Origin of the sequence: Pseudomonas sp. D3-10 (assembly GCF_051132175.1) — a bacterium.
Classification (GTDB): Bacteria; Pseudomonadota; Gammaproteobacteria; order Pseudomonadales; family Pseudomonadaceae; genus Aquipseudomonas.
The window spans coordinates 5,366,050-5,389,778 of the sequence record NZ_CP071668.1 but is presented as its reverse complement, the minus strand read 5'-3'; the positions used below and the strand labels follow the sequence as shown (position 1 = coordinate 5,389,778).

The following is a 23,729-nucleotide window of genomic DNA, read 5'->3' as shown; positions in this document are numbered from 1 at the left end:
GTCGGCGAGACACAAAAAAGTCACAAAAAGTCCGAACAAATTTTTCTATCGAGGCAAAAGAGACCATTCATGAACAGCTATCAACAGGACGCAATCCGCGATACCCACAGCAAAGTCATCGGGTATCTGCTCTGGATTCTCGGGTTTACCGGCGCTCACCGTTTCTATTACGGCAAGCCGGTGACCGGCACGATCTGGTTTTTCACCTTCGGCCTGCTGGGCATTGGCTGGCTGATCGACCTGTTCCTGATCCCTGCCATGGACCGCGAAGCGGACCTGCGCTTTACCCCTGGCCCCATCGAATACAGCGTGGCGTGGATCCTGCTCACGTTCCTCGGGGTGCTTGGTGTGCATCGCATGTACCAAGGCAAGTGGCTCAGTGGGCTCCTTTACCTGCTGACCGGTGGGGTGTTTTTCCTGGGGGTGCTGTATGACTTCTGGACGCTGAATGACCAGGTCTCGATTCGTAATGCGCAGAAGCGTGGGGCTTTCCATTAAGACAGGTAGATCGTGTCGCCTGCATTCGCGAGCAGGCTCGCTCCCACACTGGATCGAGGGTGTTCACATATCCTGTGTTCACCAAAGATCCCCTTGTGGGAGCGAGCTTGCTCGCGATAGGGGCGACGCGGTATCAAACCTGGTGAGTGATCCGCCCATCCATCAGGGTATAGCGCACCACCCCCGGCAGGCTGTGACCCAGGAACGGACAGTTGTCACCCTTGGAACGCCAGGCTTCACCGGCCACGGTGGACGCGGCGGGGTCGAACAGCACCAGGTCCGCCGCGGCACCCACGGCCAGTTTCCCGGCAGGCAATTGCAGCGCTTGGGCCGGGCCGGCGCTCAGGCGTGCCAGCAGGGTCGGTAGATCCAGTAATCCGTCTTCCACCAGTGTCATGGCCAGCGGCAGCAACAGCTCGACGCTGCTGATGCCCGGCTCGGTGGCGCCGAAGGGGGCCAGCTTGGCATCGCGCTCGTGGGGTTGGTGATGGCTGGAAATGGCCGAGATCACCCCGGACTTCACCGCCTCGCGCAAGCCATCGCGGTCGGCGCGGGTGCGCAGCGGCGGCTGGACGTGATAGACGCTATTGAAGTCGATCAGCGCTTCGTCGGTGAGGATCAACTGGTACAGCGCCACATCGGCGGTCACTGGCAAACCACGTGCCTGGGCCTGGGCGATCAGCGCGGCGCCGCGGGCGCTGGTCAGTTGGCTGAAGTGCGCGCGCACGCCGCTTTGCTCCACCAGCAGCAGGTCCCGGGCAAGTGCCACGGTCTCGGCGGTTTCCGGGATGCCCGGCAGGCCAAGGAAACTGGCGGTGGGGCCTTCGTGGGCCAGGCCGCCTTCGGCCAGGTCAAGGTCCTGCGAGTTGAAGATCACCGTCAGGCCGAAGGTCGCCGCATATTCCAGCGCGCGGCACAGGGTACGGGTGTTGCGGAAATTGTTCAGGCCATTGCCGAACGCCACGCAACCGGCGTCGCGCAGGGCGATGAGCTCGGCCAGTTGCTCGCCTTCCAGGCCCTTGCTCAGTGCGCCAATGGGAAAGACCTTGGTGTTGCCGGCTTCGCGGGCGCGGTCGAGGATCAGTTCGGCCACGGCCGAGGTGTCCAGCACCGGTTTGGTTTGCGGTGGGCAGCACAGGCTGGTCACGCCACCGGCGGCGGCCGCCCGGGTTTCGCTGATGATGCTGCCTTTGCGGCTGTAGCCCGGCTCGCGCAGGGCGACGTTGAGGTCAACCAGACCGGGGGCGGCTACCAGGCCGTGGGCGTCGAGGGTCTCGACCGCCGCGAAGCCTGTCGGCGCGGCGCCCAGAGCGACGATCTTGCAGGCATCGATATGAATGTCAGTCACTTGATCCAGGCCGCTGGCCGGATCGATCACGCGTGCGCCGAGAATGCTGAGCTTCACTGGGCGTTCTCCTGGTCGAGTTGGCGCTGGGCCGTTTGCCCGCTCATGGCCATGGACAGCACGGCCATGCGGATGGCGATGCCGTAGGTCACTTGGTTGAGAATCACCGAACGCGGCCCGTCGGCCACCGCCGACTCGATCTCCACGCCGCGGTTGATCGGCCCCGGGTGCATGACGATGGCGTCCGGCTTGGCTCCGGCCAGGCGTGCCGTGGTCAGGCCGAACAGGCGGTAGAACTCGCCTTCGCTGGGCAGCAGGCCGCCGGTCATACGCTCGCGTTGCAGGCGCAGCATGATCACCACGTCCACGTCCTTCAAGCCTTCGGTCATGTCGGTGTAGACCTTCACGCCGTACTGCTCGACGCCGATGGGCAGCAGGGTTTTCGGCGCGATTACGCGGATGTCCGGGCAGCCCAGCGTCTTGAGGGCCAGCATGTTCGAGCGCGCCACCCGCGAATGCAGGATGTCGCCAACGATCGCTACCGACAGGTTTTCAAAGCTGCCTTTGTGACGACGGATGGTCAGCATGTCGAGCATGCCCTGGGTCGGGTGGGCGTGACGGCCGTCGCCGCCGTTGATGATCGCCACTTGCGGGCAGACATGTTCAGCGATGAAGTGTGCCGCGCCGGAGTCACCGTGGCGCACGACGAACATGTCGGCGGCCATGGCCTCGAGGTTGCGCAGGGTGTCGAGCAGGGTCTCGCCCTTGCTCGCCGAGGATGTGGACACGTTGAGGCTGATCACATCCGCCGACAGCCGCTGGGCCGCCAGTTCGAAAGTGGTGCGGGTGCGAGTGGAGTTTTCAAAAAAGACGTTGCACACGGTCTTGCCGCGCAGCAACGGGACTTTCTTCACCGCTCGGGCGCCGACTTCGAGGAATGAGTCGGCGGTGTCGAGGATTTCCGTCAGCAGCTCGCGGCGCAGGCCGTCGAGGGACAGGAAATGCCGCAGCTGGCCCTGATCGTTGAGCTGCAGCGGGCGCTTGGTTTCGAGAGGCGTCATCGCGATGGACTCTTACAAGGGCAGTTAAAGGGCAAGGTCTTGCAGTTCGAGTTGCAGCGGCGACGGCCCGGAGAGCTTGACCCGCTCATGGGTGGCCAGCGTCAGCGTCGCGCCGACCACGTTCGGGCGGATCGGCAGCTCGGCGGCGTCCAGGTCCAGCAGGCACACCAGCGTCACGCTGGCCGGGCGGCCATAGTCGAACAGTTCGTTCATGGCGGCGCGGATGGTCCGGCCGCTCATCAGCACGTCGTCGATCAGCACCAGGTGCTGGCCTTCGATCTCGAACGGCAGGGCCGAGGGACGTACTTGTGGATGCAGGCCGTTCTGGCTGAAGTCATCGCGGTAGAAGGACACGTCCAGGGTACCCAGCGGCGAATCGCTGCCCAGTTCATCGAGCAAGGCCTGGGCAACCCAGACGCCGCCGGTGCGAATGCCGATGTAGCGCGGTTCGCTAATGCCGCGTTGTTCCAGGTGCGCCGTGAGACGGATCGCCATCTGGCTGATCAGTTCGGCGGGATTGGGCAGGCTCATGCTGGCTCCTTCAGGTTTCCGGGTCGGTGCTGGTGACTCGGTTTATCGCTAAAAGAAAGCGCCTCGCGGCGCTTTCAAAAAATCAGGTTTCGAACAGGGCGGCGTTGGCATCGAGCCAGCCTTGCAGCAGCAGGGCGGCGGCGATGGCGTCCACCGGGTTGTCGCGGTAACTGCCTTTCTGCCCACCGCGGACCAGGCGTTCGCCCTTGGCCTCGAACGTGGTCAGGCGTTCGTCATGGGTATAGAAGGGCAGATTGAAGCGGCCGTTGAGCCGTCGAGCGAACTTCTCCGCGCGCACGCACATGTCGCTGGGCGTGCCGTCCATGTTCAACGGCAGGCCGACCACCACGGCGTCGGGTTTCCATTCCTTGATCAGCGCTTCGACCTGGTTCCAGTCCGGAACGCCGTTCTGTGCTTTCAAGGTGCACAGTTCGCGGGCCTGGCCGGTGACGACCTGGCCGACCGCAACGCCGATCTGTTTGGTGCCGTAGTCGAAGCCCAGCAGCAGGCGGAGAGCCATCAGGCGTGTCCTGCCTGGCTGGTGAGCAAGCTGAGGTTGACGCCCAGCCTGCTGGCGGCCGCTTCCAGGCGCAGTTCGCTGCTGGTGTTGAACAGGATGTCGGCGTCGAACGGGCAGGTCAGCCAGGCATTGTCGGCCAGTTCGGCTTCCAGTTGCCCGGGTTCCCAGCCGGCATAGCCAAGGGCGATCAGGCTCTTTTCCGGGCCGACGCCGTCGGCGATGGCAAACAGCACGTCCTGGGATGTGGACAGCGACACACCGTTCAAATCGACGGTGGCCTGGAATTTGGGACCCGACGGGTGGAGCACGAAACCGCGATCGGTCTGCACCGGGCCACCGATGAAAATCGGCACATGCTGGCACAGCAATGGCGGCTCGACCTCGGGGCGCAGTTGCTCGAGGATATCCGCCAGGTTCAGCTCCTGTGGGCGATTGACCACCAGTCCCATGGCCCCATTGGCCGTGTGCTCGACGATGTAGGTCAAGGTATGGGCAAAATTCGGATCGGCCATGTGCGGCATGGCGATCAGGAAGTGATGCTTGAGGTAGGTGGGGCTGACGTTTTTCATAGGCGCTAGTGTGGCGGCGTGGGGGCGAACTGACAAGCTGGGAAATGCTTGGGGCTGTCACCAATCCCCTGTGGGAGCGAGCTTGCTCGCGATGCGGTGTGTCAGTCGCCATTCATGCTGAATGATCGATGGCAATCGCGAGCAAGCTCGCTCCCACAGGGTATTGATACTGTCTGAAGATCAGTTACTGGACAGCCGATCACCCCGGGCGAACTTCCAGGTGCGGATGATTTCCAGGCGGTCGATGTCCGACAGGTCACCAGTAAACGGTGCGAAGGGCGCGGCCAGGCGCACGATTCGCTGGGCCGCCTGGTCCAGCAGCGGCTGGCCGGAGGATTCGAGCACCAGCACTTCGTACAGCGAGCCATCGCGGTTGATCGAAACCATCAATCTCAGGTTGCCGTAGATCTGCTTGCGCCGGGCTTCGTCGGGGTAGTTCAGGTTGCCGATGCGCTCGACCTTCTTGCGCCACTCGTCCTTGTACCAGGCGCCCTTGTCGCGCATGGTCGAAGCTGCGCTCAGGCGATGGATGCGCGGGCGCTTGGCGTACAACTGCTGTTCCTGGGCCAGTTCGGCTTCCAGGCTGGCGATATCGCTGGACAACTGCGAGCTGTCGAAAGTCGGTTCTGGCGCCTTGGGTTTCGGATCGGGCTTGACCTCTTCCTTTACCGGGGCTTTTTTCGGCTTCGGCGCCACGGTGGTCACGGCAGCCTTGGGCGCCGTCTCCTGGACCTCCGGCTTGGCCGTGGGCGGCGGGGTCACCTTCTGCACTTTATTGTCTTGAAACGGCGCGATCTCGGTGGTCTTGGGGGTCGCTTTCTTTTCCAGGGTGCCACTGCCCTGCTGGTTTTCCTGGGCCAGGAAGTCCGCCTTCTGTGGCTTGGTTTCGCTCTTGAAGGTGGCCAGGGTGATTTCCAGGGTCTGGCTGATCTGCTTGGGTTCGACCGTGGCAAAGCCGACGCCCAACAACAGCGCCAGGTGGATCAATGCCGCCAGGAAAAGGGTGAAGCCAAGGCGATCAGCCGGGCGCACGCCACGATGGGCGAGCTCTTGGGGCAGATCGGACGGGAGTGTCATGGCAAAAAAACCAACATCGCGGGTTTCACAGGCCGGGCATGATAACGCAATGTTGGTTTTTAGCTTCAAGCCTCAAGCAGCAAGCGACAAGCTGCATCAAGCTTGCCGCGTGTGGCTTGCCGCTTGCAGCTGCTTCTCGATGGCGTCCATCAGCATGCCGCCGATGTCCGTGCCGAAGGCATTGTCGATCTCGCGGATGCAGGTCGGGCTGGTGACGTTGATCTCCGTCAGATGCTCGCCGATCACGTCCAGGCCGACGAATAGAAGGCCTTTTTCGCGCAGCGTCGGGCCGACCTGGGCGGCGATCCAGCGATCCTTGTCGGTCAGCGGACGAGCTTCGCCACGACCACCGGCCGCCAGGTTGCCACGGGTTTCGCCGGCCGCCGGGATGCGCGCCAGGCAATAATCGACGGGTTCGCCGTCGATCATCAGGATGCGCTTGTCGCCGTCGACGATGGCCGGCAGGTAGCCCTGGATCATGATCTGTTGCTGGCCGTGCAAGGTCAGGGTTTCCAGGATCACCGACAGGTTCGGATGGCCTGCGGTGTGGCGGAAGATCGAAGAGCCGCCCATGCCGTCCAGGGGCTTGAGGATGACGTCGCCATGATGATCGGCAAATTCGCGCAACACGTCCGGGCGACGGCTGACGATGGTGGGCGGCGTGCATTGCGGGAATAGCGTGGCGAACAGCTTTTCGTTGCAGTCGCGCAGGCTCTGCGGCTTGTTGACCACCAGCACGCCCGCGCTCTCAGCTTGTTCCAGCAGATAAGTGGAATACACGAATTCCATGTCGAACGGCGGATCCTTGCGCATCAGGATCACGTCCAGGTCGCTTAGCAGCGCGTCGTTCTCGTCACCCAGTTCGAACCATTTCTCGGGGTTGGCGAAGACTTTCAGCGGCTTCATCCGTGCCCGGGCCTGGCCTTCGGCCTGGTAGAGGTCGCGCTGTTCCATGTAGAACAACTCCCAGCCGCGCTTTTGAGCGGCCAGCAGCATGGCCAGCGAGCTATCCTTCTTATAGGAAATGCTGGCGATTGGGTCCATGACAATGCCGACGCGTACGCTCATGGCTTGGTTCCTCGAAATTTGATGGGCACAAATGGCTGAAAAAGTGGCGTCAGAGTGGCGCCCCGAAGATTGGCGGTCAAGGAAAAACCACCGTACCGAGCGGCGGATAGATCGTTGCTGGAGACTGTGCTAAAAAGGCTGCCATGTGACGTGCGGGCCTTGAACATCAAGGGTTTGCGCTGTCGATCACACTTATGCGTTAAAAACCGGTTCGCAGTGGCAATGGCAGAGCATCTTACGCAGCAGCAACCCAGCGCTTTGAAGGTGATGGTCATCGACGACTCGAAGACCATCCGCCGCACCGCCGAAACCCTGCTGCGCAACGTTGGTTGCGAAGTGATAACGGCGGTCGACGGCTTCGATGCCCTGGCCAAGATCGTCGATCATCATCCAGGCATTATCTTTGTCGATATCATGATGCCGCGCCTGGACGGTTACCAGACCTGCGCCCTGATCAAGAACAACAGCGCCTTCAAGGCGACGCCCGTGATCATGCTGTCGTCCCGCGATGGTCTGTTCGACAAGGCCAAGGGGCGCATTGTCGGCTCCGATCAATTCCTGACCAAGCCTTTCAGCAAGGAAGAACTGCTGGGCGCGATACAGGCCCATGTCCCGGGCTTTGCCGCTGTCCAGTCGCACCAGGCACATTAATGACGCTCGGCCTCGGGCCCGAGGTCCAGAAGAATGGGGAACACCATGGCACGCGTTCTGATCGTCGATGATTCGCCGACTGAGATGTACAAGCTCACTGGCATGCTGGAAAAGCACGGCCACGAGGTCCTGAAGGCCGAAAACGGCGCCGATGGCGTGGCATTGGCCCGCCAGGAAAAACCCGATGCGGTATTGATGGATATCGTCATGCCCGGCCTCAACGGTTTCCAGGCCACGCGCCAGCTGACCAAGGACCCTGATACCGGACACATCCCCGTGATCATCATCACGACCAAGGACCAGGACACCGACAAGGTCTGGGGTACGCGCCAGGGTGCGAAGGACTATCTGACCAAGCCGGTGGACGAGGACACCCTGATCACGACCCTGAACAAAGTGCTGGAAGGCTGACGACGCGGGCATGAGCCACTCCCTGACCGCATTCGAACTGTTGCTTCAGATCGATCGACGCTGCCGGTTGCTGGGCGCGGACCTCCCGTCCCAGCCCATGCACCGGGACAGCTGGAGCGGCATCGGTTTTCGCCTGGGCGAACATTGGTACGTGGCGCCCATGGGCGAAGTGAGTGAAGTGCTGCATGAGCCGCGCCACACCTCGTTGCCCGGGGTCAAGCCATGGGTTCGCGGAGTCGCCAACCTGCGGGGGCGCTTGTTGCCACTGATGGACCTGTGCGGTTTTTTCGGCCATGAACTGTCCAGCGTGCGCAAGCAGCGGCGGGTATTGGTGGTGGACCATGACGAAGTCTTCGCCGGTTTGCTGGTGGACGAAGTGCTCGGCTTGCAGCATTTTGCCAAGGACAGCCTTGAAGCGATTCCCACGGCCTCCTTGGATCGCCCGGAATCGGCGTACGTCCAGGGCCGTTTCGCCGGCGAGCGGCAATGGCAGGTGTTCAGCCCGTTTGCCTTGGCGCGTTCGCCGGGGTTCATGGATGTGGCGGTTTAACAGGCCGCAGCGCGGCCCCTGTGGGAGCGAGCTTGCTCGCGATGGCGCCAGTGCAGTCAACATTGATGCAAGCTGTACCGCCGCTATCGCGAGCAAGCTCGCTCCCACATTTGAATGGCGGTGGTTTGGGGTTTTGGGGACAGGCGAGAACCGATGATCAAAGCAAAAACAGGCAAGCCACTGGAAGCGTCGCGCAGTCGTTCGCAGATCATCGTGCTGTTCGTCGCGCTGATTGTCTTCATCATGCTGTTGTTCGCCAATTTCGCGTACCTCAACGTCCAGTCCACCTATGACAAACAGTACATCGGCCATGCCGGTGAGCTGCGGGTGTTGTCCCAGCGCATCGCCAAGAACGCCACCGAGGCCGCGGCCGGCAAGGCGGCTGCGTTCAAGCTGCTGAGCGATGCGCGCAACGACTTCGCCCAGCGCTGGGGCTACCTGAAACAGGGCGATCCGGTGACCGGCCTGCCGCCGGCGCCCGCCACCCTGCGTCCGCAGATGCGTGCCGTGCAGTTGGACTGGGAGCGGCTGCTGAAGAATACCGATGCCATCCTCTCCAGCGAGCAAACCGTCCTGTCGCTGCATCAAGTCGCGGCGACCCTGGCCGAAACCGTTCCGCAACTGCAGGTCGAGTATGAAAAAGTCGTCGAGATCCTCCTGCAACGTGGAGCGCCGGCCGCCCAGGTGGCCATGGCCCAGCGCCAGTCGCTGCTGGCCGAACGCATCCTCGGCGCGGTGAATACCGTATTGGCCGGCGATGAAAATGCCAGCCAGGCCGCCGATACCTTTGGCCGCGACGCCGCGCGTTTCGGCCAGGTGCTCAACGGCATGCTGCAAGGGGACCCGACCTTGAAGATCCCCCAGGTACAGGATCGCGATGCCCGGGCGCGCCTGTCGGAAATCAGCGAGCTGTTCGAGTTCGTCTCGGGCTCGGTGGATGAAATCCTCGAGACCTCCCCGGAGCTGTTCAAGGTCCGCGAGTCGGCGAGCAATATCTTCAGCCTGTCGCAAACCCTCCTCGATGAGGCCTCGCACCTGGCCACGGCGTTCGAGAACCTGGCGGGCGGGCGTTCGGTCAACACCATTGGCGGCTATGTATTGGGCCTGCTGGCGCTGATGTCGATTATCCTTATCGGCCTGGTCATGGTTCGCGAAACCAACCGCCAGTTGAGAGAGACGGCGGAAAAGAACGAGCGCAACCAGAATGCAATCATGCGATTGCTCGACGAAATCGAGGACCTGGCCGACGGCGACCTGACCGTCACTGCCTCGGTCACCGAGGATTTCACCGGGACCATCGCCGACTCGATCAACTACTCGGTGGATCAGTTGCGTGATCTGGTGGCGACCATCAACCTCACCGCCGGCCAGGTCGCTGCCGCCGTGCAGGAAACCCAGGCCACGGCGATGCACCTGGCCCAGGCATCCGAGCACCAGGCCCAGCAAATTTCCGAAGCATCGACTTCAATCAATGAAATGGCCCAATCCATCGACCAGGTTTCGGCCAATGCCGCCGAGTCGTCGGCGGTGGCCGAGCGCTCCGTGGAAATCGCCAACAAGGGCAACGAGGTGGTGCACAACACCATCCATGGCATGGATAACATTCGCGAACAGATCCAGGACACCGCCAAGCGCATCAAGCGGTTGGGCGAGTCGTCCCAGGAAATTGGCGACATTGTCAGCCTGATCGACGACATCGCCGACCAGACCAACATCCTGGCACTCAACGCGGCGATCCAGGCGTCCATGGCCGGTGATGCCGGTCGCGGCTTCGCAGTGGTGGCCGACGAAGTGCAGCGGTTGGCGGAGCGTTCCTCGGCGGCGACCCGGCAGATCGAAACGCTGGTGCGGGCGATCCAGGCCGACACCAATGAAGCGGTGATCTCCATGGAACAGACCACCACCGAAGTGGTGCGCGGTGCCCGCCTGGCCCAGGACGCCGGCGTCGCCCTGGAGGAAATCGAAGGTGTGTCCAAGACCCTGGCGGCGCTGATCCAGAGCATTTCCAACGCGGCGCAGCAGCAGACCACCTCCGCAGGGCAGATTTCCTTGACCATGAACGTGATTCAGCAGATCACCTCGCAGACCTCGTCCGGCTCTACCGCCACCGCCGAGAGCATCGGCAACCTGGCGAAGATGGCCAGCCAACTGCGCCGCTCGGTGTCGGGTTTCACCTTGCCGCCAGCACCGGCTGGCGATGAGGACAAGCAGTGACTGACCAGCGCTGCACATTGAAAAAACGCATCTGGCGAGGAAGTTTTTGTGGAGAGGGAACTTGCTCCCGCTTGAGCGCGCAGCGCTCATAAAATCCTTGGCCGTTGCGCCCGAGGCGTCGAACCGGCCCAGCGGGAGCAAGCTCCCTCGCCAAAAGGGCTGAGGTGCTCTGCTGCATATGACTGTTGATTTGGAGTGGATATGGGTGATCGGCACGACTACGTGGCCCTGGAGTGGGTCAAGGGCGAGATTGCCGAAACGCTGAGGCAGGCTCATCTGGCACTCAATCGTCCGGAGGACGACCCGCAGGCGCCGGATGCACTTGCCCTATGCCTGGCCTGTATCCATCAGGTCCACGGTGGCCTGCAGATGGTCGAGTTTTATGGCGCGGCGTTACTCGCCGAAGAAATGGAGCAACTGTGCATCGCGCTGCAGGACAATCGTATTGCCCACCGCGACGAGGCCGTCAGCCTGTTGCGCCAGGCCCTGGGCCAATTGCCGGCCTATCTTGAACGTGTGCAAGGCGCCCGTCGCGACCTGCCGCTGGTGGTGCTGCCGTTGATCAACGACTTGCGCAGCGCCAGGGGCGAAAGCCTGTTGTCGGAGACCAGTCTGTTCAGCCCGCAGTTGCCTGATGTCGCGCCTCTCAGGGATGACGCCTTGAAACGGCTCGAACCCGCCGACCTGCCAGGCACCCTGCGCAAGCTGCGCCAAACCTTGCAGGTCGCGTTGGTGGGGTTGTTGCGCGAACAAGACGACGTCACTCACCTCGGCTACCTGGCCAAAGTCTTCCACCGTTTGGAAACGCTGTGCGCCGGGGCGCCACTCAATGCGTTGTGGCAGGTCGCTTCGGCATTGGTCGAGGGCATGCGCGAGGGGCGCATCGCCAACAGCCCGGCGTTGCGCAGCCTGTTCAAGGATGCCGACAAGGAGCTCAAGCGCCTGCTGGTGCAGGGCATGCCAGGCGTCAATCAACCGGCCCCGTCACACCTGGTCAAGAGCCTGTTGTTCTATATTGCCAAGGCCGAACATCCCAGCGGGCAGATGCAGATCATGAAAGAACGCTACTCACTGGACGACGCGCTGCCCGACAGCGCCATGGTCGATGAGGAACGGGCCCGCCTGGCCGGGCCCGACCGCGATGCCATGCGCTCGGTGCTGGCGGCGCTCTGCGAGGAGCTGGTCCGGGTCAAGGAACGCCTGGACCTTTTCGTGCGCAGCGATCGGCAGCACGTCACGGAGCTGGACAGTTTGCTGGCGCCCCTGCGCCAGATCGCCGACACCCTGGCGGTGCTGGGTTTCGGCCAGCCCCGAAAAGTGATCATCGACCAGTTGGCGGTGGTCCTGAGCCTGGCCCAGGGCCAACGCGAGCCGGATGACGCGACCCTGATGGACGTCGCCGGAGCCCTGCTCTATGTCGAGGCGACCCTGGCTGGCATGGTCGGCACTGTCGAGCCGGAGAGCCGCGAAGACAACCGTCTGCCGACCACCGACCTGACCCAGATCCACCAGATCGTCATCAAGGAAGCCCACACCTGCCTGCAGCAGGCCAAGGACCTGATCGTCGACTACATCGACGCGGACTGGAACAGCGAGCAGCTCCAGCCATTGCCGGCGCTGCTGACCCAGGTGCGCGGTGCGCTGGCGATGATCCCGTTGACCCGTGCTGCCAGCCTCGTGGAGGCTTGCCACGGTTTCATCCACGAGCACCTGTTGCTCGAGCATGCCCGACCGGGCTGGGAAGAGCTGGATCACCTGGCCGACGTGATCACCGGCCTGGAATATTACCTGGAGCGCTTGAGCGAAGACCCCCACAAGCCTGCCGAGAACCTGCTTGATGGGGTCGAGCGCAGCCTGGGCGCCCTCGGGTATTTCCCCGACGAAGCCCGCGTGCCGTTACTCGATGACGTGCTCAGCCCCAACGAAGCCCAGGTCATGCAGGATCTGCAAGAGCTGGACGACCCGCAGACCGTGCAATCCTTGGCCGAAGTCCTGGCCAGCCCGGTCTCGGCGGTCAACCCGCCGGCGAGAAACATGCCCGCCAGCCTGCTGCCGCCCCCGGCGGACGAAAGCCCGGTAGACGATGAGCTGCGCGAGGTGTTCCTCGAGGAAACCGCCGAAGTGCTCGATGTCTTGAATGAGTACCTGCCGCGCTGGGCTGCCCATCCGGACGATCATGGCGCCCTCACAGAACTGCGCCGAGCCTTCCACACCCTCAAGGGCAGCGGCCGGATGGTTCGGGCGCTGATCCTCGGTGAGTTGGCCTGGGCCGTGGAAAACCTGCTCAACCGGGTGCTGGAACGCAGCGTGGAGCCAGGCGCTTCGGTCCGGCAGTTGATTGAAGAAACGGTGCAACTGCTGCCGGCCCTGGTCGCCGAATTCGCCGCGCACCGCCAATCCCAGCGTGACGACGTCGATCGTCTGGCGGCTCGCGCCCATGCTCTTGCCAAGGGCAGCGATGAAGACGATGACGACGAGCGAGACGTGACGGCTCTCGATCCGCTGCTCCTGAACATTTTCGACAACGAAGCCCAAGGGCACCTCGCCACGCTCGATCGCTTCCTTGATCAAGCCGCCGAACAACTGCCGTTGCAGGCCAGCGACGAACTGCAACGGGCGTTGCACACCCTCAAGGGCAGCGCATCGATGGCCGGTGTGCTGCCCATTGCCGAGCTTGCCGGGGCGCTGGACGAGCTGGCCCGGGAATACAAGGCGCATTCGCTGGCGCTGGACCTGGATGAGATTGAACTGCTGCTTGAGGGCGAGGGGCTGTTGCGACGCGGCCTGCGCCAGTTGCACAGCGAACCGTTGGCTTCGATAGCCGGTGCCGCCGACTTGATCCAGCGGGCCCGGGCGCTGCTGGCCGAGCGCTTGCAGGCGGCGGTGGGCGCGGCGGATCAAGGCGCGCGGACCAAGCGTGATCCGCAGTTGATCAATAACTTCCTCGCCCAAGGCATGGATATCCTGTTGGACGCAGAGAACCTGTTGCAGCGTTGGCAGCAGCATCCCGCTGAAAGCCAGGAATTGAGTGCCTTGCTCGATGAGCTGACCACCCTGGGCGAAGGCGCGCACCTGGCCGACCTGCACCCGGTGGACGAGCTCTGCGAAGCGTTGCTCGACCTCTACGGCGCGGTGGAGGAAAGCAGCCTCGCAGTCAGCGACGCCTTTTTCCAGGAAGCGCAACGCGCCCACGAAGCGTTGATCGACATGCTCGACGAGTTGGCGGCCGGCCAGCATGTGCATTCGCGGTCCGAGCGGGTGCAAGCCCTGCGCAAACTGCTCGAAGAGAGTCTCGACCCAGCCGCCACGGGGCTGATTCGCAGCGACGGCAGTCGCACCCTTAGCATCCGCGAGCTGGGACAGGCGACCGCCGAAATGGAGCAGGGCGCGACCACCGAGACCTCGGTCGACGACGACATCGCCTCGATCTTCCTCGAAGAGGCGCAGGACATCCTGGAAAGCGCCGCCCAGGCCTTGCAGCGCTGGCTCGCCGATCCGGACAACGGCGCGCCGCTGTCGTCGCTGCAGCGCGATCTGCATACGCTCAAGGGCGGCGCGCGCATGGCGAATATCCGGCCGGTCAGTGACCTCGCCCAGGAGCTCGAAAGCCTCTATGAGGGACTGGTGGATCGCCGCTACAGCTACAGCGAGGAACTGGCGCAACTGCTCGACAGCAGCCATGCGCGCCTCGATCTTTTGCTCGGGCAGTTGCAGCAAGGCCAGCCACTGGGCGATCCCGTTGCGCTGATCGACGCTATCCACCGGTTCCGCCAGGACCGGCCGAACGCCATCGAGACACCGGGGGCGAGTCCGAGCGATGCCACGGGGCATGACCCGGAGCTGCTGGAAATCTTTCTCGAGGAGGGTTTCGACATCCTCGACAGTTCCGGCGCTGCTTTGCTGCGCTGGCAGGAAGACCCGGGCAACCGCCAGGCCGTGGAAACCTTGCTAAGGGACCTGCACACCCTCAAGGGCGGCGCACGGATGGTGGAAATCGCCCCCATCGGCGATCTCGCCCATGAACTGGAAAACCTTTACGAAGGCCTGTCGGCGGGTCTGCTGCAACCGGGCCCCGAGCTATTTGTCCTGCTGCAAAGCAGTCATGACCGACTGGCGCAGATGCTCGACGCGGTCCGCGCAGGACAGCCGTGTCCGCCAGGCGATCGGTTGATCGCGCGGATCCACGCGGTGGGCCATCCGCAGGAGAACGAGGCGCCCGAACCTGTTGCAACACCGGAGCCTGCCTCGATCCAGGCGCCAGCAACGCTGCCGTCGCGACCCGAGCCCGCAATGTCGGGCGACGGCGTGGACACAGTGAAGGTCTCCGCCGAATTGCTCGACGACCTGGTCAACCTCGCTGGCGAAACATCGATCTTCCGTGGCCGTATCGAGCAACAAGTCAACGACGCGCGTATTGCCCTGGGCGAGATGGAAACCACCATCGAGCGCATGCGCGATCAGTTGCGTCGCCTGGATACCGAAACCCAGGGGCGCATTCTCAGCCGCCAGCAAGCGGAAGCCGAGCGGTTGGGCTACGAAGAATTCGACCCCTTGGAGATGGACCGCCATTCCCAGTTGCAGCAATTGTCCCGGGCGCTGTTCGAGTCCGCTTCGGACTTGCTCGATCTCAAGGAAACCCTTGACCGCAGCAATCACGACGCGGAAAACCTGCTGCAACAGCAAGGGCGCATCAATACCGAGCTCCAGGAAGGCCTGATGCGTACGCGCATGGTGCCGTTCGAGCGCATGGTGCCGAGACTCAAGCGCATCGTCCGGCAAGTCGCCCAAGAACTGGGCAAGGACGTCGAGTTCGTGGTCGACAATGCCGAGGGCGAGATGGACCGCAACGTGCTCGAACGCATGGCGGCGCCTTTGGAGCATATGTTGCGCAACGCCGTCGACCATGGCCTTGAACCCGCCGATGTGCGTATCGCCGCCGGAAAGCCGGCCAAGGGGCGCATCAGCCTCGACTTGTCTCGGGAGGGGGGCGACATCATCTTCGACATTCGCGACGACGGTGCCGGAGTCCCACTGGACGCGGTGCGGCGCAAGGCGATCAAGCGTGGCTTGCTGGCGCCCGACAGCGACATCAGTGACCGTGATGTGCTGCAGTTCATTCTCCAGCCAGGCTTTTCCACGGCGGAAAAAATTACCCAGATTTCCGGGCGTGGCGTCGGCATGGACGTGGTCCACGAAGAGGTGCGGCAGTTGGGCGGCACCATGTCCATCGACTCGACGCCGGGGCAGGGTGTGCACTTTCGCATTCGCCTGCCGTTCACGGTGTCGGTGAACCGGGCGTTGATGGTGCAGTACCATGAAGACCAGTACGCAATTCCGTTGAACACCATCGATAGCATCGTCCGGGTATTGCCCGCTGAACTGGACGGCTATTACCAGCTCGATCCGCCCACCTACACCTACGCCGGGCAGCGCTACGAGCTGTGTTACCTGGGGGAGCTGCTGAAAACCGCGGCCCGCCCGAAATTACTGGGGCAAAGCCAGCCCTTGCCGGTGCTGCTGGTGCAGTGCAACGAACGGCACGTCGCGGTGCAGGTGGACGCCACCGCTGGGACCCGGGAGATCGTGGTCAAGAGTCTCGGCTCGCAGTTCTCAGCGGTACGGGGCCTGTCCGGGGCGACAATCCTGGGAGACGGCCGGGTGGTGCTGATCCTCGACCTGCTGGCGCCGATCCGCGCCTTGCCGCACCAGGTGCCGCGCCGCCAGTTGTCTACCCAAAGTGAGAGCGAACCCCAGCGACCGCTGCTGATTTTGGTGGTGGACGACTCGGTGACGGTGCGCAAGGTTACCAGCCGCTTGCTGGAGCGCCATGGCATGCATGTCCTCACGGCCAAGGACGGAGTTGACGCCATGGCCCTGTTGAGCGAACACACGCCTGACCTGATGCTGTTGGACATCGAAATGCCGCGCATGGATGGCTTCGAAGTCGCCACCCAAGTGCGCAACGACCCAAGCCTGGCGCACTTGCCGATCATCATGATCACCTCCCGCACCGGCCAGAAGCATCGCGACCGCGCCATGACCATCGGTGTCAACGATTACCTGGGCAAGCCGTACCAGGAATCGGTGCTGCTCGACAGCATCGCCTACTGGAGCAAAAACCATGGATGAATTTCGCGCCAGTCATCTCACCGGGTTGTTGCTGCCCTTGGCCGACCGGCATCTGGTATTGCCCAATGTCGCGGTGGCGGAGCTGATCGACTACCAAAGCAGCGCGTTCGACATGGACACACCGCCCTGGTTTCTGGGCTGGGTGAGCTGGCGCGAACGCCAGATCCCACTGCTGAGTTTCGAGTCGGCCTGTGGCCAGAAAACCATGATCGGCGAGCGCGCGCGCATCGTCGTGCTCAACGCCCTGGGCGGCCGCCCGGAGTTGCGCTTCATTGCCCTGCTGGTCCAAGGCATCCCGCGCTCCTACAAGCTCGACAGCCAGTTGAGCTACGTTGACGTGCCGCTGTGCGGGCTGGAGCAGGCCGCCGTGCAGGTCGGGGAACATGTGGCGAAAGTACCGGATCTGTTGGCGTTGGAGGAGCTGGTGATTGCCGCGGGGCTGTCCCAGAGCTGATATCCGTGGCGAGGGAGCTAGCTTTCTCGCCACGAAAAGCGCTGTCCATCGCGCCGCACTCAACCATTACTCCCACCGTAACGATCCACCATCGAGCTTGATTGATGCCCTCGCCACAACACTCCTAAGGTAAGCCCCACGAAAGCGAACCCGTGGAGTGGACATGACAACAACAATATCCCCCGACTCGCGATGGACGCGGCGGCGCGGCGAAAAGCAGCGGCGCCTGGCGTTGGTCAAGGACCTTGCCGATGGCGTGGTGTTGCCCACCGATAACATCGTTGCGGCGTTGGAGGCATTGATCTTGCCCGGCGACCGTGTGGTGCTGGAGGGCAATAACCAGAAGCAGGCGGATTTTCTTTCGCGCTCCCTTGCCAAGGCCGACCCATCGAAGCTGCACGACCTGCACATGATCATGCCCAGCGTCGGCCGTTCCGAGCACCTGGACCTCTTCGAGCGTGGCATCGCTCGCAAGCTGGATTTTTCCTTTGCCGGCACCCAAAGCCTGCGCATCAGCCAATTGCTGGAAGACGGCCTGCTGGAAATCGGCGCGATCCACACCTACATCGAACTCTATGCCCGGCTGGTGGTGGATTTGATTCCCAACGTGGTGCTCTCGGCCGGTTTCATGGCCGACCGCGCCGGCAATATCTACACCGGCCCCAGCACTGAAGACACCCCCGCGCTGATCGAGCCGGCGGCTTTCAGCGACGGCATCGTCATTGTCCAGGTCAACCAATTGGTGGACGACGTCAGTGACCTGCCCCGTGTGGACATCCCGGCGTCCTGGGTGGATTTCGTGGTGGTGGCCGACAAGCCGTTCTACATCGAGCCGCTGTTCACCCGCGACCCGCGCCACATCAAGCCTGTGCATGTGCTGATGGCGATGATGGCCATCCGTGGGATCTACGAAAAACACAACGTCCAATCCTTGAACCACGGCATTGGGTTCAACACGGCCGCCATCGAATTGATCCTGCCGACCTACGGCGAATCCCTCGGCCTCAAAGGCAAAATCTGCCGCAACTGGACCCTCAACCCGCACCCGACCCTGATCCCGGCCATCGAAAGTGGCTGGGTCGAAAGCGTGCATTGCTTCGGCACCGAACTGGGCATGGAGAACTACATCGCCGCCCGGCCCGACGTGTTCTTCACCGGCCATGACGGCTCGCTGCGTTCAAACCGCATGGTCTGCCAACTGGCCGGGCAATACGCGGTGGACCTGTTTATCGGCGCTACCCTGCAAGTGGACGGCGACGGTCATTCCTCCACCGTGACCCGTGGCCGACTCGCCGGTTTTGGCGGCGCGCCGAACATGGGCCACGACCCGCGCGGCCGTCGTCATGGCACCCCGGCCTGGCTCGACATGCGCCACGGCGACGGCGAAGCGCCGCTGCTCGAGCGCGGCAAGAAGCTGGTGGTGCAGATGGTCGAGACGTTCCAGGAGGGCGGCAAACCGACCTTCGTCGACACCCTCGACGCGGTGGACGTGGCGAAGCAGGCCGGCATGCCCCTGGCGCCGATCATGATCTACGGCGACGACGTTACCCACCTGCTCACCGAAGAAGGCATCGCCTACCTGTACAAGGCTCGCTCCCTCGAAGAGCGCCAGGCGATGATCGCCGCCGTGGCCGGGGTGACGGCCGTCGGCTTGCGCCATGACCCGAAAGACACCGCGCGCATGCGCCGCGAAGGGTTGATTGCCTTGCCCGAAGACCTCGGTATCCGCCGCACCGACGCCACCCGCGAGCTGCTCGCGGCCAAGAGCGTGGCCGATCTGGTGGAGTGGTCCGGTGGCCTCTACAACCCGCCCGCCAAGTTCAGGAGCTGGTAAATGCGCGCCTTGAATCTGCAACCCAAGCCAATTTCCCTGGCTGAACGTCTGGCCGACCTGGCGGTGGACGCGTTGATCGATGAGGCCGACCTCTCGCCGAAACCGGCGCTGGTGGATCGGCGCGGCAGCGGTGCCCATACCGATCTGCACTTGGGTCTGATGCACGCTTCGGCGTTGTCATTGTGGCCGGCCTTCAAGGAAATGGCCGAAGCCGCCCTCGACTGTGGCGAGATCGGCCTGCCATTGCGCGAAGCCCTGGGCCGCATCGGCCGTGACGGTGAAGCCGCGATGCTCGCCACCACGGGTGGGGTGAATACTCATCGTGGCGCGATCTGGGCCTTGGGCCTGTTGATCGCTGCGGCGGCGCTGAAGCCTGAATCCAACGTCGCGGGCGCCGTCACCCTACGCGCCGCTCGTCTGGCCTTGCTCAACGACCGTTATGCGCCCCAATCCTTGAGCCATGGCGTCCAGGTCGCCCAGCGTTACGGCGTACGCGGTGCCCGGGAAGAAGCGCAGCTGGCGTTCCCGGCCGTCACCGGCCTGGGCCTGCCGCAACTCAAGCGCAGCCGCGCGGCTGGAGCGGGCGAACAGAACGCCCGGCTCGATGCCTTGCTGGCGATCATGACCACCCTGGCCGACACCTGCGTGCTCTACCGCGCCGGCGAAGCGGGGCTGCAAGCCATGCAACAGGGCGCCAAAGCGGTGCTCGACGCCGGTGGCAGCGCGAGCCTGGTGGGTCGCCGCCAACTCCATGCGCTGGACCAACAATTGATTGCCTTGAACGCCTCGCCCGGCGGCGCTGCCGACCTGCTTGCCGCCTGCCTCTTTCTCGACCGTATCGAGCGCGGCGATGACCTCTTTCCAGGAGTGTGCTGATGGAAACCTTGTCCTTTGAATTTTCCGCCGGACAGCCGCCACGAGGCCGGGCGCTGGTGGGCTGCGTCGGCTCGGGCGATCTGGAGGTGCTGATCGAACCGGGGCTGGCGGGAAAATTGACCATTCAGGTGCAGACCTCGGTCAATGGCAGCGAGCAACGCTGGCAGCATTTGTTCGCCCGCATGTTCGACGGCCAGACGCCCCCGGCGATGAACATCGACATCCATGATTTCGGCGCCACCCCAGGCGTGGTGCGTCTGCGCCTGGAACAAGGCTTCGAGGAGATCGGCCATGACTGACAGCGCAACGCTGCTCAACAAGCACAGCTTCGTCGAACTCGGTGCCCGGCAACGGGCCAAGGCCTTGCTCGACGAGGGAACATTCCGTGAACTGCTCGACCCCTTCCAGCGCGTCATGTCGCCATGGCTGCTGCGCCAAGGCGTGGTGCCGCAGAGCGACGATGGCGTGGTGATCGCCAAGGGCACGCTCGATGGCCTACCGGTGGTGATCGCCGCCATCGAAGGTGCGTTCCAGGGCGGCAGCCTCGGCGAAGTCGGCGGGGCAAAAATTGCCGGTGCGCTGGAACTGGCGGCTGAAGACAACCGCAAAGGCATCGCGACCCGCGTCGTGCTGCTGCTGGAAACCGGCGGCGTGCGGTTGCAGGAGGCCAACCTCGGGCTCGCGGCGATCGCCGAGATCCACTCGGCGATCGTCGACCTGCGCCAATTCCAACCGGTGATCGGCGTGGTAGCGGGCAGCGTTGGCTGCTTTGGCGGCATGTCGATTGCCGCCGGGTTGTGCAGTTACCTGTTGGTGACCCAGGAAGCGCGGCTGGGGTTGAACGGCCCGCAAGTGATCGAGCAGGAGGCCGGCATCGACGAGTACGACTCCCGCGATCGTCCGTTCATCTGGAGCCTGACCGGTGGCGAGCAGCGCTACGCGACCGGGCTGGTGGACCGATACGTTGCCGATGACGTCGCGCAGATCCGTCGGCAGGTCGGCGAACTGTTGCACCTGGGTGTGCCCGACGAACACCGCAGCGGTCAGGCCGATTTGTTCCTGCAACGCCTGGCCCGCCTGGACACCGACGTGCAAATCGAACCGTCAGCGGTTCGCCAGCTGTATCAGGGAGAACGCCCATGAGTTCGTATTCCATGAGAGGCGCGCGCTGGTTCGAGGCCTTGAGCGGCGGCGCCAAGCCGTTGGATGGCTTGCCAGCTTCGCTGCAAGTGGCCGACGTCCAACTGGGCGAACAAACCGCGCGGTTGATCGCCGTCGTGGCCGATCCCGACAACCGTTTTCCTCGGGCGCGCAATGGCGAAGTCGGTTTGCTCGAAGGTTGGGGCTTGGCCAAGGCGGTGGACGATGCCATCGAAGCCGACCGCAACGCGCCTCGCAAACGTGCGCTGATCGCCATTGTCGATGTGCCCAGCCAGGCTTATGGCCGTCGCGAAGAAGCCCTCGGCATTCACCAAGCACTGGCTGGCGCGGCAGACAGTTATGCCCGCGCCCGATTGGCCGGGCATCCGGTGATTGGCTTGCTGGTGGGCAAGGCGATGTCCGGCGCGTTCTTGGCCCACGGCTACCAGGCCAACCGGCTGATTGCCCTGCGCGACCCGGGGGTGATGGTCCATGCCATGGGCAAGGCCTCGGCGGCGCGGGTGACCTTGCGCAGTGTCGAAGAACTTGAAGCCCTGGCTGCCAGCGTGCCGCCAATGGCCTATGACATCGACAGTTTTGCCAGCCTGGGTTTGCTCTGGGAAACCTTGTCGGTTGAGCAGATCGAGCAACCGACGGCAGCGGATCTGGGGCGGGTGACTGATTGCCTGCAACAGGCGATCAACGACGTGGCGGGTGGGCCTCGGGATCTGAGCGGGCGTTTGGGGGCGGCCCATCGCGCAGCTTCCAGCCAAGTTCGCCAGTTGTTGAGGGCGCAGTGGTGAGCACGTTCCTGGCCCATGACCTGCTCTGGGGGATGACTGCCTTGCAGTTGCCTGCGGATGCGCCGGGTTGGGCTGTCGAATCGCTCGACCTCGGGCAGCCGGTGGTGGTGCGTCGGGCGCTCACCTTGCCCGGGCACGTCGCGGTGGGCCTGCGCGGCCCCTCCCGGGAACAGCGTTACGCCGCGTCGATGCCTGTGGTTGCGGTCCAGCGCCGGGTACGCCCGGAAGATCTTTGTCATGTCGAATGCCGTCGTGACCTGCCTGCGCTGATCGCCCTGGCGCAGCTCCGCTCCTTGCTCGACGCCAGTGGTTGGATCTGGGGCGTGAGCGGCAGCGCCGGGTTCGAATTGGCCACGGGTGTCGAGGCGCTGCATGAACGCAGTGACTTGGATTTGATTCTGCGCGCGCCGCGTCGTCTGAATCGTCTCCAGGCCAAGGAACTGCTGGCGCTGTTGGATGCCTCGGTCTGCGCCGTGGACATGCAGTTGCAAACGCCTTGCGGCGCCGTCGCCCTACGCGAGTGGGCGGGCTCGTCGCGTCGGGTCTTGCTCAAGGATGATGTCCAGGCGCGCCTGGTGAGCGACCCTTGGCAATCTCCAGTGGAGCAGGTCGCGTGAGCAGCCTTTTCGTCTTTCCCGGCCAGGGTGCGCAGCGCGTGGGCATGCTCCATGGGTTGGCACCGCTGATCCTCGAAGAGGCGGGGGATGTGCTGGGTGAAGATGTATTGCGATTGGACAGTGCCCAGGCTTTGCAATCGACTCGCGCCGTGCAGCTGTGCCTGCTGATCACAGGCGTGGCGGGCGCTCGTCGGTTGCTTGAGCAGGCTCGCGCTCCGGATTACGTCGCGGGGCTGTCCATCGGTGCTTATCCGGCGGCGGTCGTGGCTGGGGCGCTGGATTTTGCGGATGCGCTGCGCCTGGTCAGCCTGCGGGGCGAGCTGATGCAGCAGGCGTATCCACGAGGCTACGGCATGACGGCGATCATCGGCCTGGACCTCGCGGTGGTGGAGACCTTGCTTGCCCAGGTACACAGCGAAACAGCGCCGGTCTACCTCGCCAATATCAATGCCGATAACCAGGTAGTCATCGCCGGCAGCGACGAAGCCATGGGCCTCGTCGCCGAAAAGGCCCGGCGTCAAGGCGCGGGCAAGGCTTGCCGGCTGGCGGTCAGCGTGCCGTCCCATTGCCCGTTGCTGGAGGCACCGGCCCGGACGTTGGCCCAGGCATTCGCCGACGTGCCGTTGAAGGCGCCAACATTGGGCTACCTCAGTGGCAGCCGCGCCCGGCCGATGTTCAAGACCGATGCGTTGCGCGACGATCTGGCGTTCAACATGTGCCGTGTCGTCGATTGGCGCGGCACGGTGCAGAGCGCCTATGAGCGTGGCGTGCGCCTGCAAATCGAATTGCCGCCCGGCGCGGTGCTCACCGGGCTGGCGCGCCGGGTATTCGAGCAAGGCACTGTCATGGCGTTTGATGGCGCGCGGCTGGATACGCTGCAAGCGCTACTGCATGAGGAGGGACGCCGCCAACCCTAGACACCGACTCAAGCTGGCGAAGCACAAAAACAACAACTTCGACGATGCATTTTGAGGATTACGACAATGATTATCTACGGTGTGGCGTTTCTGGCCTTTTGTACCCTGGCGGGTATTTTCATCGGTGAGCTGCTGGGCAAATTGATCGGCGTGCCGGCCAACGTCGGCGGTGTCGGCATTGCGATGCTGCTATTGATCGGCCTGGGCAGCTATCTGAACAAGCGCGGCCTGTTCAAGGGCAAGTCTGAAGCTGGCGTGGAATTCTGGAGTGCCATCTATATCCCGATCGTGGTGGCGATGGCGGCGCAGCAAAACGTCTATGGCGCGCTGAAAGGCGGGCCGATGGCGATCCTGGCCGGGACCCTGGCCGTGGCGATTGCCTTTGCGTTGGTACCGGTGCTGGTGCGCATTGGTAACAAGGACCCTCAATCCAACGTGTCCGTGAAAACGGTCGGGTGATCGCC

The 23,729-nt window shown here is 63.5% G+C and carries 22 protein-coding genes; 15 read left to right on the top strand and 7 right to left on the bottom strand.

The genetic code is table 11. The annotated features are described in order from the left end of the window. Window positions 1-69: 69 nt before the first annotated feature. Window positions 70-498 carry an NINE protein gene (locus tag J3P90_RS24455; RefSeq protein ID WP_420765029.1) on the top strand — a complete coding sequence of 143 codons (429 nt, stop codon included), beginning with the start codon at window positions 70-72 and terminating at the stop codon, window positions 496-498. Window positions 499-631: 133 nt separating this feature from the next. Here J3P90_RS24455 and J3P90_RS24450 read toward each other — a convergent pair whose 3' ends face one another. The 7 genes from J3P90_RS24450 to gshB form a co-directional block, all read right to left on the bottom strand. Then, entirely contained in the window at window positions 632-1,903 is a 1,272-nt protein-coding gene (locus tag J3P90_RS24450) for a dihydroorotase (protein WP_434609044.1), read from the bottom strand. Next, complete coding sequence (locus tag J3P90_RS24445; protein ID WP_420765027.1) at window positions 1,900-2,904, bottom strand: aspartate carbamoyltransferase catalytic subunit; 1,005 nt, start codon at window positions 2,902-2,904, stop codon at window positions 1,900-1,902. The genes J3P90_RS24450 and J3P90_RS24445 overlap by 4 nt, the downstream gene beginning before the upstream one ends. 24 nt (window positions 2,905-2,928) lie before the next feature. Next, window positions 2,929-3,435, bottom strand: a complete 507-nt coding sequence (gene pyrR, locus J3P90_RS24440; protein ID WP_420765026.1) for a bifunctional pyr operon transcriptional regulator/uracil phosphoribosyltransferase PyrR — start codon at window positions 3,433-3,435, stop codon at window positions 2,929-2,931. An 82-nt stretch (window positions 3,436-3,517) separates the two neighbouring features. Beyond that, complete coding sequence (gene ruvX / locus J3P90_RS24435; protein WP_434649767.1) at window positions 3,518-3,955, bottom strand: Holliday junction resolvase RuvX; 438 nt, start codon at window positions 3,953-3,955, stop codon at window positions 3,518-3,520. Continuing rightward, complete coding sequence (locus J3P90_RS24430) at window positions 3,955-4,524, bottom strand: YqgE/AlgH family protein (RefSeq protein ID WP_186612059.1); 570 nt, start codon at window positions 4,522-4,524, stop codon at window positions 3,955-3,957. Before J3P90_RS24430 ends, ruvX begins: the two co-directional genes overlap by 1 nt. 180 nt (window positions 4,525-4,704) lie before the next feature. Continuing rightward, window positions 4,705-5,601 (bottom strand): energy transducer TonB, encoded by an 897-nt coding sequence (locus J3P90_RS24425; protein ID WP_420765024.1) that lies wholly within the window; start codon window positions 5,599-5,601, stop codon window positions 4,705-4,707. A gap of 96 nt (window positions 5,602-5,697) precedes the next feature. After that, entirely contained in the window at window positions 5,698-6,669 is a 972-nt protein-coding gene (gene gshB, locus J3P90_RS24420; protein WP_420765023.1) for a glutathione synthase, read from the bottom strand. Between the two features lie 222 nt (window positions 6,670-6,891). On the opposite strand from gshB, the gene pilG reads away from it, so the two are divergent. The 14 genes from pilG to madL all read left to right on the top strand — a co-directional run bounded on the left by pilG (window position 6,892) and on the right by madL (window position 23,724). Further along, a complete protein-coding gene (pilG, locus tag J3P90_RS24415) occupies window positions 6,892-7,320 on the top strand; it encodes a twitching motility response regulator PilG (RefSeq protein ID WP_434561813.1) in 429 nt (142 codons plus the stop codon). A 45-nt stretch (window positions 7,321-7,365) separates the two neighbouring features. Beyond that, on the top strand, window positions 7,366-7,731 hold the full coding sequence (pilH, locus tag J3P90_RS24410; RefSeq protein WP_420765021.1) for a twitching motility response regulator PilH: 366 nt from the start codon (window positions 7,366-7,368) through the stop codon (window positions 7,729-7,731). Between the two features lie 10 nt (window positions 7,732-7,741). Further along, the gene (locus tag J3P90_RS24405; protein WP_420765020.1) at window positions 7,742-8,281 is read left to right on the top strand and encodes a chemotaxis protein CheW; all 540 of its coding nucleotides are present in this window, start codon (window positions 7,742-7,744) and stop codon (window positions 8,279-8,281) included. 153 nt (window positions 8,282-8,434) lie between these two features. After that, window positions 8,435-10,495, top strand: a complete 2,061-nt coding sequence (locus J3P90_RS24400) for a methyl-accepting chemotaxis protein (RefSeq protein ID WP_434561815.1) — start codon at window positions 8,435-8,437, stop codon at window positions 10,493-10,495. 201 nt (window positions 10,496-10,696) lie between these two features. Beyond that, window positions 10,697-16,624 carry an Hpt domain-containing protein gene (locus tag J3P90_RS24395; RefSeq protein WP_434675514.1) on the top strand — a complete coding sequence of 1,976 codons (5,928 nt, stop codon included), beginning with the start codon at window positions 10,697-10,699 and terminating at the stop codon, window positions 16,622-16,624. Beyond that, window positions 16,617-17,078 (top strand): chemotaxis protein CheW, encoded by a 462-nt coding sequence (locus J3P90_RS24390; protein ID WP_434609052.1) that lies wholly within the window; start codon window positions 16,617-16,619, stop codon window positions 17,076-17,078. Before J3P90_RS24395 ends, J3P90_RS24390 begins: the two co-directional genes overlap by 8 nt. A 163-nt stretch (window positions 17,079-17,241) precedes the next feature. Beyond that, complete coding sequence (mdcA, locus tag J3P90_RS24385) at window positions 17,242-18,912, top strand: malonate decarboxylase subunit alpha (protein ID WP_434675513.1); 1,671 nt, start codon at window positions 17,242-17,244, stop codon at window positions 18,910-18,912. Beyond that, entirely contained in the window at window positions 18,913-19,788 is an 876-nt protein-coding gene (locus tag J3P90_RS24380) for a triphosphoribosyl-dephospho-CoA synthase (RefSeq protein ID WP_434609056.1), read from the top strand. It abuts the gene before it with no gap. Beyond that, window positions 19,788-20,087: a malonate decarboxylase subunit delta gene (locus J3P90_RS24375; protein WP_420765013.1), complete on the top strand. Its 300-nt coding sequence runs from the start codon at window positions 19,788-19,790 to the stop codon at window positions 20,085-20,087. Before J3P90_RS24380 ends, J3P90_RS24375 begins: the two co-directional genes overlap by 1 nt. Further along, the gene (locus J3P90_RS24370; protein WP_434609058.1) at window positions 20,080-20,931 is read left to right on the top strand and encodes a biotin-independent malonate decarboxylase subunit beta; all 852 of its coding nucleotides are present in this window, start codon (window positions 20,080-20,082) and stop codon (window positions 20,929-20,931) included. Before J3P90_RS24375 ends, J3P90_RS24370 begins: the two co-directional genes overlap by 8 nt. Further along, window positions 20,928-21,731 carry a biotin-independent malonate decarboxylase subunit gamma gene (gene mdcE / locus J3P90_RS24365; RefSeq protein ID WP_434675512.1) on the top strand — a complete coding sequence of 268 codons (804 nt, stop codon included), beginning with the start codon at window positions 20,928-20,930 and terminating at the stop codon, window positions 21,729-21,731. Before J3P90_RS24370 ends, mdcE begins: the two co-directional genes overlap by 4 nt. Continuing rightward, the gene (locus tag J3P90_RS24360) at window positions 21,725-22,348 is read left to right on the top strand and encodes a malonate decarboxylase holo-ACP synthase (RefSeq protein WP_434609062.1); all 624 of its coding nucleotides are present in this window, start codon (window positions 21,725-21,727) and stop codon (window positions 22,346-22,348) included. The genes mdcE and J3P90_RS24360 overlap by 7 nt, the downstream gene beginning before the upstream one ends. Further along, window positions 22,345-23,265, top strand: coding sequence for a malonate decarboxylase subunit epsilon (mdcH, locus tag J3P90_RS24355; RefSeq protein WP_434675511.1), 921 nt, complete (start codon window positions 22,345-22,347; stop codon window positions 23,263-23,265). The genes J3P90_RS24360 and mdcH overlap by 4 nt, the downstream gene beginning before the upstream one ends. A gap of 66 nt (window positions 23,266-23,331) precedes the next feature. After that, entirely contained in the window at window positions 23,332-23,724 is a 393-nt protein-coding gene (gene madL, locus J3P90_RS24350; RefSeq protein WP_420765008.1) for a malonate transporter subunit MadL, read from the top strand. The last annotated feature ends 5 nt before the right edge of the window (window positions 23,725-23,729 follow it).